Annotated in this window: 15 protein-coding genes and 1 tRNA gene; 12 read left to right on the forward strand and 4 right to left on the reverse strand. The window is 57.1% G+C overall.

From position 1 onward, the window contains the following. The first annotated feature begins 50 nt into the window (after positions 1–50). Together SIB73_RS08365 and psaJ are read left to right on the forward strand one after the other, a co-directional pair. Complete coding sequence (locus SIB73_RS08365; RefSeq protein WP_413406323.1) at positions 51–530, forward strand: Photosystem I reaction center subunit III; 480 nt, start codon at positions 51–53, stop codon at positions 528–530. 32 nt (positions 531–562) lie between these two features. Beyond that, positions 563–679, forward strand: coding sequence for a photosystem I reaction center subunit IX (gene psaJ / locus SIB73_RS08370; protein ID WP_066905917.1), 117 nt, complete (start codon positions 563–565; stop codon positions 677–679). Positions 680–683: 4 nt separating this feature from the next. Here the strand turns inward: psaJ and gmk are convergent, their stop codons facing one another. Further along, positions 684–1,256: a guanylate kinase gene (gene gmk, locus SIB73_RS08375; protein ID WP_413406007.1), complete on the reverse strand. Its 573-nt coding sequence runs from the start codon at positions 1,254–1,256 to the stop codon at positions 684–686. A 64-nt stretch (positions 1,257–1,320) separates the two neighbouring features. Here gmk and SIB73_RS08380 point away from each other — a divergent pair, with 64 nt between their 5' ends. After that, positions 1,321–3,051, forward strand: a complete 1,731-nt coding sequence (locus SIB73_RS08380; protein WP_413406005.1) for an NFACT family protein — start codon at positions 1,321–1,323, stop codon at positions 3,049–3,051. Between the two features lie 117 nt (positions 3,052–3,168). After that, positions 3,169–3,903: a twin-arginine translocase subunit TatC gene (gene tatC / locus SIB73_RS08385; protein WP_413406003.1), complete on the forward strand. Its 735-nt coding sequence runs from the start codon at positions 3,169–3,171 to the stop codon at positions 3,901–3,903. On the opposite strand, the gene SIB73_RS08390 is transcribed toward tatC, so the two are convergent. After that, positions 3,854–4,201: a DUF3067 family protein gene (locus tag SIB73_RS08390; protein ID WP_413406001.1), complete on the reverse strand. Its 348-nt coding sequence runs from the start codon at positions 4,199–4,201 to the stop codon at positions 3,854–3,856. The two genes, tatC and SIB73_RS08390, sit on opposite strands and share 50 nt — an antisense overlap. Before the next feature lie 103 nt (positions 4,202–4,304). Here SIB73_RS08390 and petC point away from each other — a divergent pair, with 103 nt between their 5' ends. From petC to SIB73_RS08425, 7 genes are all read left to right on the forward strand, one after another. Beyond that, on the forward strand, positions 4,305–4,841 hold the full coding sequence (gene petC, locus SIB73_RS08395) for a cytochrome b6-f complex iron-sulfur subunit (RefSeq protein WP_413405999.1): 537 nt from the start codon (positions 4,305–4,307) through the stop codon (positions 4,839–4,841). A 44-nt stretch (positions 4,842–4,885) separates the two neighbouring features. Then, positions 4,886–5,818, forward strand: coding sequence for a cytochrome f (gene petA, locus SIB73_RS08400; RefSeq protein ID WP_413406321.1), 933 nt, complete (start codon positions 4,886–4,888; stop codon positions 5,816–5,818). 20 nt (positions 5,819–5,838) lie between these two features. Further along, positions 5,839–6,690 carry a prolipoprotein diacylglyceryl transferase gene (gene lgt / locus SIB73_RS08405; protein ID WP_413406319.1) on the forward strand — a complete coding sequence of 284 codons (852 nt, stop codon included), beginning with the start codon at positions 5,839–5,841 and terminating at the stop codon, positions 6,688–6,690. After that, positions 6,687–7,442: a precorrin-4 C(11)-methyltransferase gene (gene cobM / locus SIB73_RS08410; protein WP_413405997.1), complete on the forward strand. Its 756-nt coding sequence runs from the start codon at positions 6,687–6,689 to the stop codon at positions 7,440–7,442. The genes lgt and cobM overlap by 4 nt, the downstream gene beginning before the upstream one ends. 36 nt (positions 7,443–7,478) lie before the next feature. Further along, positions 7,479–7,550 (forward strand) — tRNA-Val (locus SIB73_RS08415). A gap of 255 nt (positions 7,551–7,805) precedes the next feature. After that, on the forward strand, positions 7,806–8,099 hold the full coding sequence (locus SIB73_RS08420) for a DUF1330 domain-containing protein (RefSeq protein WP_413405996.1): 294 nt from the start codon (positions 7,806–7,808) through the stop codon (positions 8,097–8,099). Between the two features lie 211 nt (positions 8,100–8,310). Further along, positions 8,311–8,511, forward strand: coding sequence for a hypothetical protein (locus tag SIB73_RS08425; RefSeq protein ID WP_413405994.1), 201 nt, complete (start codon positions 8,311–8,313; stop codon positions 8,509–8,511). 135 nt (positions 8,512–8,646) lie between these two features. On the opposite strand, the gene SIB73_RS08430 is transcribed toward SIB73_RS08425, so the two are convergent. Beyond that, complete coding sequence (locus SIB73_RS08430; protein WP_413405992.1) at positions 8,647–9,036, reverse strand: hypothetical protein; 390 nt, start codon at positions 9,034–9,036, stop codon at positions 8,647–8,649. A 190-nt stretch (positions 9,037–9,226) separates the two neighbouring features. On the opposite strand from SIB73_RS08430, the gene SIB73_RS08435 reads away from it, so the two are divergent. Continuing rightward, complete coding sequence (locus SIB73_RS08435; RefSeq protein WP_413405990.1) at positions 9,227–9,997, forward strand: helix-turn-helix domain-containing protein; 771 nt, start codon at positions 9,227–9,229, stop codon at positions 9,995–9,997. On the opposite strand, the gene SIB73_RS08440 is transcribed toward SIB73_RS08435, so the two are convergent. Next, the gene (locus tag SIB73_RS08440) at positions 9,981–11,501 is read right to left on the reverse strand and encodes a Ppx/GppA phosphatase family protein (RefSeq protein WP_413439790.1); all 1,521 of its coding nucleotides are present in this window, start codon (positions 11,499–11,501) and stop codon (positions 9,981–9,983) included. The two genes, SIB73_RS08435 and SIB73_RS08440, sit on opposite strands and share 17 nt — an antisense overlap. Positions 11,502–11,507: the final 6 nt, after the last annotated feature.

Here is an 11,507-nt window from a genome sequence, read left to right on the forward strand (position 1 = left end):
CATTTGATACATCCTGCCTTCCCGAGGCAGGTTCAACAGGCACCGTTCCGATGCGTCGTTTCTTCGCCCTCGCGCTTTCGGCCCTGCTGGTGTTCGGTTTCGCACCGGTCGCCAGAGCTGATGTAGCAGGACTGACACCCTGTTCCGAAAGTGCGCGCTTCCAGCAGCGTGCCAGTGCAGCCTCAACGCCACAGGCCGTCGCTCGCTTCAAGATGTACAGCAAGGCTTCCTGCGGTGAAGACGGCCTCCCTCATCTGATCGTTGACGGGCGCTGGAATCATGCTGGTGATTTCGTCCTTCCAGGCCTGATGTTCCTCTACATCACCGGCACCATCGGCTGGGCTGGACGCGAGTACCTCAAAGCTATCCGCGGCAAGAAGGATCAGAACATGCTCGAGATTCAGCTGGACATGAAACTGGCTCTGAATTCCGTGGTGAAAGCCGCCACATGGCCCGTGGCAGCCATCGCTGAGTTCAACAGTGGCAAGCTGACTGAAAGCGATTCGAAAATCACAGTTTCACCACGCTGATACCAAAAACTCTTCTCACCGATCGTTCAACGATGAAAAAATTCCTATCCACCGCACCCGTGGTTGCCGCCATCTGGTTCACTCTGACCGCAGGCATCCTGATCGAGTGGAACAGATTCTTCCCTGACCTGCTGTTCCACCCGCTCTGATTGATCAGGCGTTGTCAAGCCCCATCAACCGCTCAAGATCACAGAGTGCTGTTTCGAGGTCATCATTGATGACGACGGCATCAAATTCCTTCTGAGCTTCGAGTTCAGTTTTTGCTCGCTTCAGACGACTGACAATCGCGGCCTCGGCTTCAGTGCCGCGACCGCGAATTCGCTGTTCCAGCACTCCGAAGCTCGGAGGTGCAAGAAAGATCTGAAAAGCCTCAGGGAAACTGTGACGCACCTGACGGGCACCCTCGAGTTCAATTTCAAGCAGAACGGGAGTGCCTGCCAACAGCCTTTCCATGACGGGTTGTTTGGGAGTTCCATAACAGTTGCCGGCGAATTCAGCCCACTCCAGCAATCCGCCCTGCTTGACCAGCTGGTCAAACGACTCCCGGGCGTGGAAGAAGTAATGAACACCGTCACGTTCACCCTGGCGTGGAGGCCTCGTGGTGGCGGATACAGAAAGCCAGAGCTGCGGATGATGCTCAAGCAGTCGTGTCACCAGCGTCCCCTTGCCGACGCCGCTTGGGCCTGTCAGCAAAGTGAGCCTGGCGCGGCGATCGGTCGTTGCCATGGCTTGTGTGTGGTCAGGCAGCAGGGTAGGAAGGCATCCCCTGTCGACAGACCACCGGCTAGCGATGGCGAAGAGCACGCTTCAGGTGATGGACCTCACCAGCCTTCGGGCGGTGCTGGGTGATCTGCGGACACAGATCATTCCAAGTCGCTTTGAAAAAGCGCAACAACCCAATCAGCACAGCCTGCAGCTGGGATTTAGAACCCTCACAGGAATGATCTGGCTGGAACTCAGCTGGCAAGCAGACGCCGCAAGGCTGGTCAGGATTCCGCCTCCCTGCCGTGAAGGAAGTGGCAGCACCCTGGCTCAGCAGGTTCAGCACGGCCTGAGGCAACTGGCTCTGGTGCAACTGGAACAGCGGGACTTTGAGCGGGTTGTGCTGTTTCATTTCGCTCCACGCCCAGGGGAGACAAGTGTGCGCACCTTGGTTCTGGAGCTGATGGGTCGTCACAGCAATGTGCTTTTGCTTGACGAGCAGCAGCGGATCACCGCCATTGCCAGACAGGTCAGGCAGCACCAGTCACGCGTCAGGCCTCTGAGCAGTGGGGATCCCTACATCCCGCCGCCGTCGCTTCAGAACCTGCCACCAAGCCTTGAGGAACCGTTCGATCAATGGCAGCGCAGGCTCACTCTGGTCCCGCTCGGCCTGGGTCAGGCACTGCGCGATACCTATCAGGGCATCAGCCCCTCCCTGACAAGGCAGCTCATCAACATTCCCTCGACCGATGAGGGGACACCAGCGCTTTCAGCCAGCACTCCCATCGCAGAAATCAGCCAGAAACAATGGCTGCTGCTGCATGCGCGCTGGACCCGATGGCTGAACCAGCTCAACTGTGGGGATTTCAACCTGCATCTGGATGAAGCCGGCGGCTACCGCGTCTGGAATGAACCTCCTGACTCAGCCAGCGAATCAGCCAGTGAAAGCGAATCACTCAGCCTGCGTTTAGGGCTGTACTACCGCAATCATCTCAACCAGCGAAAGCTGCTCAGAGAGAGCCTGGAACTTCAACAGCTTCTGGAACAGAGCCGACAGAAAGAACAGGCACAGCGCCTCGAGCAGGTCGAGCGACTGAACGCCACTGCTGGCGCCGATGATCTGCAACATCAGGCTGATGCCATTCTCTGTCAGGCCGCTCCTGAAAGAGAAAGTATTGAACGGGCTCAGAAGCTTTATCAGCGTGCCAGACGGCTGCGACGTTCCATTCCCTCGATCGAAGAGCGACTGGATCATCACGATCAACGGCTGGCGCTGATTGACGGCAGCGAAAACTTTCTGACGGACCTGATGCAGGCTGACTGGGACGATTCCGACGATCGCATCCGACAGCTGCGTGAATTGAGAGTTGAACTCGAGGACTTGCTGACCCCTCGCCGTCGACGCCGCCGCAGTGGTCCACCCCAGGGACAACCACAGCCGCTGGAGCTCCTCACTCAGGACGGATTGCTGATTCAGATCGGCCGCAATCATCGCCAGAACGAGTGGATCAGCCTTCGGCAGGCTCGTGCAGGAGATCTGTGGTTTCACGCACAGGAGTGTCCGGGAAGCCATGTGGTGCTGAAGGCCTCGGCAGCAGCTGCTTCGGAACAGGATCTGCAGCTTGCGGCAGACCTTGCGGCCTGGTTCAGCCGGGCGAAGGGAAATCGGCTTGTGCCGGTTGTGATGACCGGAGTGGAACATCTCCAGAGAATCCCTGGAACTGCGCCAGGGACCGTGAGACACCGACAGGCCGAGCTGGTCTGGGCGGAACCGGACCGCGCCTGCAGAAACCTTGAGGCTCGAAACCCCCTAGCCTGAAACGATTCAACTGCACACTGACCTCTGACGCCGATCACGCCTGAAGAGTCACCGAAGCTGTCACCGCCGCCGCCGATACGGCTCGGGGTTCAGGACGGTCCTCCCAACGACGTGGAAATGCCTCTGGTCGATCATCTGGAGGAACTGCGTCAGAGGGTGCTGCGCAGTCTTGTTGCAGTGGTTGTCTGTGCCCTGGCCTGTCTTCTGGCCGTGCGCCCACTGGTCAGAATTCTTGAGGAGCCCGCCGGTTCGATCCGCTTCCTGCAACTCGCTCCAGGCGAATTTTTGTTCGTGTCCTTCAAGGTTGCCGGCTACGCAGGACTCACGCTGGCACTTCCTTACGTCCTTTACGAGGGGCTCGCTTTCGTTCTCCCAGGCCTGACCCGCGGAGAACGCCGTCTGATTGCACCATCCGTGGCGGGATCAGCCGTGCTGTTTCTGGCCGGACTTGGCTTTGCCTGGTGGGCACTGGTTCCTGCAGCCCTGAATTTTCTGGTCAGTTACGGCGCCGATGTCGTGGAGCCGCTCTGGTCAATTGAGCGCTACCTCGACTTCGTTCTGTTGCTCATGCTGTCGACCGGTCTGGCCTTTCAGCTTCCGGTACTGCAACTTCTTCTGGGGGTCTTCGGACTGGTCAGCTGGCAACGCATGCTCAGTGCTTGGCGTTGGGTCGTGCTGGTGTCGGCCCTGGCTGGTGCAGTGCTGACGCCCTCCACAGACCCGGTCACGATGTTGCTCCTGGCTGGAGCGATCACTGCGCTCTATCTGATCGGTGTTTTGCTTGTTGCAGGCATTCAGAGATTCAGAGCAGAAACTCCTCAAGAGTCCCCTCCCCCTGCAGCTGCAGACTGAGCGCCTTACCAAGTCTTGGCTTGTCCCGGGTCGTGAGCAACCACTCCCGAACCGTCTCGGCTTCCCCCAGTCTGTTGACGATTTCCAGGACCTCCGCGAGATGAGCCCGGTAGTCAGGCTCATCCAGAGGGAAGGACTGTTGCTCGAGGTAGGCCCACATCACCTGGAAATACATTCGCCTGCGCCTGGTCACCAGCTGCAGGTCATAACTGGCTTGCCAGCGAGTGCGGAGCAGGTCGATGACTTCATCGACACCCAGAGGGCGCGACCCCCTCGCGGAAGAGTGATCAGCAAGCACTGACGAAGACCTTGAACATCAATGAAAATCCAGTCTCCGCAAAGTGTGACATGGCCATTAGCGCCCATAATGGGCCCCATCCAGTGCCCAACGAACGTCAGCCATGACTCAGATGCCAGCCGCTGATGTGCCCGGAATGGGCCGCAGGCAGTTCATGAACCTGTTGACATTCGGATCAGTGACCGGCGTCGCCCTCGGAGCCCTCTATCCGGTGGTGAACTACTTCATCCCACCACGTGCCGCAGGCAGCGGTGGTGGCACCAGTGCCAAGGATGAACTCGGCAACCCTGTGACACTCACCGGCTGGCTCAGCGACCATTCCACAGGCGATCGCAGCCTTGTTCAGGGACTGAAGGGAGACCCCACCTACCTGATTGTTGAAGGTGAAGATGCCATCGGCAGCTACGGCATCAACGCCATCTGCACCCACCTGGGTTGTGTTGTGCCCTGGAACAGTGGAGCCAACAAGTTCATGTGCCCCTGTCATGGAAGTCAGTACGACGCCACCGGCAAGGTGGTGAGGGGGCCTGCACCTCTCTCTCTTGCGCTGGCCAACGTGAGCGTTGAAGACGACAACGTTTTCGTGAGCCAGTGGACCGAAACCGACTTCCGCACGGGTGAGAAGCCCTGGTGGGGCTGATCAACAACTTTTTTCCCACCGCTCTCTCGAGAAACACGCCTCCGATGCGACGCATTCTTTTTTCAGTCTTCTCAGCCCTGATCCTGGGCACAGCCATCTTCACAGCTCCCTCCAGCAGCTGGGCTTACCCCTTCTGGGCTCAGCAGAACTACGCCTCTCCAAGAGAAGCCACAGGCAAGATCGTCTGCGCCAACTGCCACCTGGCCAAGAAAATCACCCAAGCAGAGGTGCCCCAATCCGTTCTTCCTGACACGGTTTTCAAGGCAGCAGTGAAAATCCCCTACGAACAGGGGATCCAGGAGATCGGTGCCGATGGAAGTGATGTCGGCTTACAGGTCGGAGCCGTGATCCAGCTGCCGGATGGCTTCACCCTGGCCCCACAGGACCGCTGGACCGACGAGATCAAAGAGGAAACCGAGGGCGTTTATTTCACGCAGTACAGCGACGATCAACCCAACATTCTTCTCGTTGGACCGATTCCAGGCGATCAGCATCAGGAGATCGTTTTCCCTGTCCTCTCCCCGGATCCTGCCACCGACAGCAACATCCATTTCGGCAAGTACCAGATCTTCGTAGGTGGCAATCGAGGTCGAGGTCAGGTCTATCCGACCGGAGAAAAGAGCAACAACACCGTTTTCACATCACCAGCCAGCGGAACCGTTTCAGCCGTTGAAGACGGCGACAACGGAGCCAGAGTGATCACCATCGCAGCTGCTGACGGCGAAACCGCCACTGAAACCATTCCCGTAGGCCCCGCTCTGATTGTCGGAGTCGGTGATGCGATCGAAGCGGGGGCTCCCTTGACCGATGATCCGAATGTTGGTGGTTTCGGACAGGTTGATGCTGAGGTCGTGCTGCAGAACCCAGTGCGCATTTATGGACTGCTGGCGTTCTTCGCAGCTGTTTCACTGGCCCAAATCATGTTGGTCCTGAAGAAGAAGCAGATTGAGAAGGTACAAGCCGCTGAGGGTGTCTGAGCTCAGTGTTGATCCCTGGAATTTTCTCCTCCCCAGGGCCCGAGCTGTTTCAGCTCGGGCCTTTCGTGCTGAGGTGGTATGGACTGCTGATTGCGATCGCCGTCCTGATTGGACTTAATCTCTCCAGCTGGCTGGCACGGCAACGCGGCCTCGATGCCAATCTGATCAGTGATTTGCTACCGATCCTTGTGCTGGCGGCGGTGGTTGGAGCGAGGACTTACTACGTCGCATTCGAATGGGAGTCTTACCAGCGCTCATGGTGGGATGCGCTCGCGATCTGGAAGGGAGGAATTGCTATCCATGGAGCACTCCTGGGGGGCTCGCTGGCAGTGATTGTGTTCTGCCGTTGGCGCCGGGTGTCATTCTGGGATCTTCTGGATGTGTTGGTGCCCTCAGTGGTGCTGGGTCAGGCGATTGGCCGCTGGGGGAACTTTTTCAATTCGGAGGCATTTGGAGTCCCCACCAATCTGCCTTGGAAACTTTTTATTCCAGAAGGAAACAGACCAGGTGTGTTCAAAACTGCTGAGTTCTTCCACCCCACATTTCTCTATGAATCCCTCTGGAACATCGCAATTTTTGTGTTGTTAATGACGCTTTTCCGGCTGGGCCGCCAACGAAAGATCTCCCTGCCTTCTGGAGCTCTCAGCTGCATCTATCTACTCAGCTACAGCCTTGGTCGTATCTGGATCGAAGCTCTGAGAATCGATCCGCTCTGCCTTGGCGGCCAACCTCCGTTCTGTGACGGCGGCCTGCGCATTGCACAGCTGATGAGCCTCAGCCTGATGGCCATCGCAGGCTTTGGATTGTTCTGGCTGTATGGACGAAAGACGCCTCTTCCTGATCCAGGACTGAAACAGACAGACCCCTCATGAGCAAAATCTCGATCGTGGGTGCCGGCCCGGGAGCACCTGATCTGCTGACACGCCGTGCTGAGAACCGCATTGTCAATGCTGAAGTTCTGATCTGGACTGATTCGCTGGTGTCACCCCTGATCGCGGATCTTGCGCCTGCTGGGTGTGAACGGATCAGGACCAGCTCGCTCACGCTGGAACAGGTTCTTCCGGTGATGGTCGAGCGCGCCAGCAGTGGAAAAAACGTGGTGCGCCTTCACGATGGCGACCCCTGTCTCTATGGAGCTCTCAGCGAGCAAGTCTGCGGACTTGCCGATGCCGGAATCGAAGTGGAAGTGGTTCCTGGCATCAGCGCCTATCAGGCAACCGCCTCGGCTCTGAGGGCGGAACTGACCATCCCAGGCCTTGTGCAGACCATCGTGCTGAGTCGCAGCGGAGGCCGAACCGGTGTTCCCGAACGAGAGGAACTGGGGAAACTCGCCTGTCTGCAGGCTTCGCTGTGTCTTTACCTCAGTGCCCGCCATGTGGACGAGGTTCAGGCCACGCTGCTTGAGCATTACCCAGCTGACACGCCGGTCGCGATCGGATACCGGGTCAGCTGGCCTGATGAATCACTGGACCTGGTCCCTCTCGATCAGATGGCGAGGATCACCCACGATCGCAATTTGATTCGCACCACGCTGTATGTGATCAGTCCTGCTTTGCGTTCAAGCAGTCGTCGGTCAAAACTCTATTCACCGGATCATGACCACTTGTTCAGGCCCAGGCACTGAAAATCCGGGCTGGTGGTGTTTTAAGATGACCAAATCGGGCGATTAGCACAGTGGTAGCGCACTTCCTTCACACGGAAGGGGTCACTGGTTCGAATCCAGTATCGCCCATGCATGACAAAGCCCTGCGTTGCAGGGCTTTCAGTTGATTTACAAGCAGCTCTGAAAGCTCACATGAGCATCACATAAGGCCATCAAATCAAAGGATTAATCGGCAAATAAAGGCTTTAATCTCGCTCGAATAGAGCTTGCGACTTGAACATTCAAAGGTTTCAGCTGATAGAGGCCTTGAAAGGTTTATAGAGTCTTTCGAGGCCTCTACGCAGGACTGTTCGAATACATTCGGTGCACCGTACTTCTTTCGTCATGGCAAAGGGTTATTGGATCAGCACCGGAACGATTCATACACCACTGGCCATGGTCCCCTACATCAGCCGACTCACTGAATGGCTGCCCACAGTCGGGGCGAGATTTCTGGTGCGCGATGTTCAGTGCGATGTCCGAGAAGGCTCCCCTGGCTCCGTGATGGTGATCATTGAGTTCCCTTCAATCGAGTCAGCAGTATCAGCCTATGAGTCAACGGAGTATCAATCGATGATTGAGCTGAGAGCTCCCCATGCTGATCTCACACTCTCAATCTCTGAAGAGTTGGTTCCCTGAATCTTCGGGGTGTTGACCACTACGGATGTTTTGCAAAGTTTCGTGCATTATCTGTCTGTCTTCGGGTCATCACCGGAGATGCGTCGAAGCCAGGAGGGGTGGGACCCTCCTTTTTTTTTGACAGAACTACGCTGCTTGACACGGCGCCTTAGACCAATCCGCAATTCCGTGAGTTGATACGCCAGGATCGCTGCGTTTCTGGAGACGTTCGATGCTTCGAATGAAAAATCCGGTTCTACAGAGAATCTGGGCAATCATCACCTGGCGATGGCGCATGCAGATTGCCCTCAATGCTCCATTTGCTCTGCTCTGGATTGCTGATAAGACAAATCCATCGGTTCATGCGTTCAACATGACAGCACTTTCAGCAATTCACGCTGAATGGCTGGCACCGATGATCGGCATTGCTTGATGTTTCAACCAGAAATTCTGTTCAACGTCGGCGGAGTGTGAGTATCCAGAGCCAGGTAGCGAACAAAGCACCGACGGGAATCACAATCACAAACAGCTGTGCAATCACCAGATTGCGAACTTCAGGGTCCATGGTTCAGAGAGGGATCACCAGTGACCAGCGTTGACGTCTGTAGCGCCATCGCTTGCCTGAGTCCTCGGGCTCTGGAATGTCCCCTGCGTCAAAACCTTTGGGATCTGCAGGGTTATCGCTGACTTTCGAAGCACTCGTCATCGGTAACTCGTAGCCAACGTATTGATCACCCTCTTTTTTGCAGGATCTCACCGGAGCTTGCCCATGAGTGGTCCACAGACCTGTTCTGCGAACGGTGTACCGACCTGCGGAGTCGGACCATCGTGTGCAGGCCTGCAAGGCTGATTCCTGCGACTCGTAGCGGCTCATGGCCTCAATGAAGCCGACGAGGTTGGGAACCTGCGTCACAACCAGAGCAGCCAGAAGGAGCTGCGTGATCCTGCTCGGTTTCATCCTTCGGCGTTGACTCCTTCACGATCGCGGGAAACCAGACCGCCAAGGTGAAGGCATGGGTCAGTCATGCCCGGGGATAGAAAATGACGAATTCCGATGTGGCAACTCTCTCTGTGTGCCTCGTGGCACTGACAGAAGTACAGATCAAGCCTAATTTCACTCCAGCTGTTTCACAAAGGGTCGGATGTGGTTGTCGGATTCCGAGCAGGTAAAGGATGAAGCAACCGTTTCAACTCTGCAGGAGATCGGTGAACTGCTCCGTGAGGCCCGCGTCAGACAGGATCTGAGCTGCGATCAACTGGCCCAGTCTCTGAAAATGGGCAGTGAACAACTTCAGGCTCTCGAGAATGGCGATCTTGAGAAGCTTCCGGAACCGGTGTTCATCAAAGCGATGACCCGCAGGGTCGCCTCAAAACTCGGCCTCGATGGCGACTCTCTTGTCAGCAGGCTCCAGGTCGTTCTTCCTGCTCCGGAGACTGTCAAGACCACAGGGAGTTCCATTTCCGGCAAAGCGGCTGCAACCGGTTCTGAACAGACGGAACGTTCTGTGAAGCCCTGGAAGCGTCTGGCCATGGCTGCCCTTGCGGTCGGCTCGGTCACAGGTGGAGCCATTGTGGTGGCCAGTCAGCGTCGCTCCATCGAACCCACTCCCATCACGGCTGCAACGGAGTTGAAGCAGTCCACAGCGCGAGACGCTCAGCCCGTGCAGTTTGAACAGAAAACCGCTGAGTCGATTTCCATCAGCAGCAGAGAACCCAGCTGGCTCTCAATCCGAAACGGCGAAGGCAAGATCATTTATGAGGGAACCCTTTCTGACGACAAATCCCTTCCTGCTGAATCTGATCTTGAGATCTATGCCGGACGCCCAGATCTCATCTTGATCAGTCATGGAGGCGAGTCACCCAGAGCACTCGGACCTATTGATCAGGTGCGCTGGTACAAACTCAGTCCTGAACTCTGACCTTGAGATTCAGTCCGGTCACATCACTCACCAGTGCTGAGCAGCTCTCAAGACTCCACTGTTCAAGGCTCAGGTTCTGATTCAGACGCTCCGGCACCAGCTCAAGAATCAGAACACTGCCCTTGACCCTGGCTTTCAGCTTCTGAACAACCGGATCGGGCCGACGATCCAGTGCTGCGGCAAGACGCAGCAACAACGCCATCTCTGACACGGTCCTTCTGTTGTCACGGGTCTGAAGCGCCTGCCAGGACTCATGACGCTTCTTGGGAAGACTGCGACGGTGGTAACGGGCGATGGCCGCGATCATCAGATGTTCGGATTCGGAATAACCCAGCAGCTCGCCATGGCGGATGAGATACCAGGAATGCTTGTGGTAAGCGCTCAGATTGATGTGCTGCCCGCAGGCATGGAGCATGGCGGCGGCCCAGAGCAGATCCCGGCCGGATCCGTCATCACGGTGCAAGGTCTTGTGAGTGCTGTCGTAAAGATTGAGTGCGTGGTTGGCAACCCGCTCGGCACGGACCTGATTGACCGCAAAACGCTGCACCTGATGGATCACGGTTCGCTGGCGGATGCTGCTCTGAAAACTGAAGCGATCTTCCAGAAGGCCATGGCGCAGCATCCAATCCACAATCAGCCCTTCACGCAGGGCCCTTTCGCTTAAAACCAACTCATCGACGCCAAGCATCTGCATGGTGGTTTGCAGGATCAGCGAGCCAGGCACGATGATTTCCGCACGCCGATCGTTGATGGGCGCAAGGGCACGGCGCTGCTCCGGTGTCATCACAGCCAGACGGTCGACGACACGGTTGAGACGCTGCCTGGAAACCCTGTAGCCATGGAGCTTCAGTGGCGGGCGATCGTCGTCGCTAGCCGCCAGCGCACCGATGGCCATCGCCGTACCGCTTGTCGCGACAAGCACTGGTGTCTCGCCCGGCTTGATCCGTCGATGCACCTTGTCAACCGCCGGTTCCAGCGAGCCCTGGATGAAAGCCTGCAGAAATGAGCGGCGCTGGGGAGGGATCGGATCATCCTTGACGAAATCCCGCTGCAATCTCACGGCACCCACGCGTGTGCTGGTGAGGGCTCGGGCATCCCTGCCATCAGCAAGGATCAGCTCCGTTGAACCTCCGCCGATATCCAGCACCAGATGGGGACGATCCCCGAAGGACATGCCTGACAACACACCCAGATAGATCAGTCGTGCCTCCTCCGGACCACTGACCAGATCCACATCCAGGTCGAGTTCGTCTTTGACTGTTTGCAGAAAATCCCTGCCGTTTGGGGCTTCTCGCACTGCACTGGTCGCTGCGACAACGATCTGCTCAACCTGATGGCTGATTGCAAGCTCGCGGAAACGGCGAAGGCTTTCCAACCCTCTGGCCATCGCTTCAGGTGTCAGCTCACCCGTGTCAGGGTCCCTCTCCCCGAGACGGGTACTGGACTTCTCCGCCAGATCAATGCTGAAGGTCGCCAGGGCCACATCCACCGAAGCCACGAGCATGTGCGT

The sequence above is a fragment of the Synechococcus sp. MIT S9509 genome, from assembly GCF_047303035.1.
Classification (GTDB): domain Bacteria; phylum Cyanobacteriota; class Cyanobacteriia; order PCC-6307; family Cyanobiaceae; genus Synechococcus_C.

What these genes read in the sequence shown, in the direction of transcription:
- SIB73_RS08365 (WP_413406323.1), top strand. Translation starts at nt 51, where the DNA reads ATGCGTCGTTTCTTCGCCCTCGCGCTTTCGGCCCTGCTGGTGTTCGGT.
- psaJ (WP_066905917.1), top strand. Translation starts at nt 563, where the DNA reads ATGAAAAAATTCCTATCCACCGCACCCGTGGTTGCCGCCATCTGGTTC.
- gmk (WP_413406007.1), bottom strand. Translation starts at nt 1,256, where the DNA reads ATGGCAACGACCGATCGCCGCGCCAGGCTCACTTTGCTGACAGGCCCA.
- SIB73_RS08380 (WP_413406005.1), top strand. Translation starts at nt 1,321, where the DNA reads ATGGCGAAGAGCACGCTTCAGGTGATGGACCTCACCAGCCTTCGGGCG.
- tatC (WP_413406003.1), top strand. Translation starts at nt 3,169, where the DNA reads ATGCCTCTGGTCGATCATCTGGAGGAACTGCGTCAGAGGGTGCTGCGC.
- petC (WP_413405999.1), top strand. Translation starts at nt 4,305, where the DNA reads ATGACTCAGATGCCAGCCGCTGATGTGCCCGGAATGGGCCGCAGGCAG.
- petA (WP_413406321.1), top strand. Translation starts at nt 4,886, where the DNA reads ATGCGACGCATTCTTTTTTCAGTCTTCTCAGCCCTGATCCTGGGCACA.
- cobM (WP_413405997.1), top strand. Translation starts at nt 6,687, where the DNA reads ATGAGCAAAATCTCGATCGTGGGTGCCGGCCCGGGAGCACCTGATCTG.
- SIB73_RS08420 (WP_413405996.1), top strand. Translation starts at nt 7,806, where the DNA reads ATGGCAAAGGGTTATTGGATCAGCACCGGAACGATTCATACACCACTG.
- SIB73_RS08425 (WP_413405994.1), top strand. Translation starts at nt 8,311, where the DNA reads ATGCTTCGAATGAAAAATCCGGTTCTACAGAGAATCTGGGCAATCATC.
- SIB73_RS08430 (WP_413405992.1), bottom strand. Translation starts at nt 9,036, where the DNA reads ATGAAACCGAGCAGGATCACGCAGCTCCTTCTGGCTGCTCTGGTTGTG.
- SIB73_RS08440 (WP_413439790.1), bottom strand. Translation starts at nt 11,501, where the DNA reads ATGCTCGTGGCTTCGGTGGATGTGGCCCTGGCGACCTTCAGCATTGAT.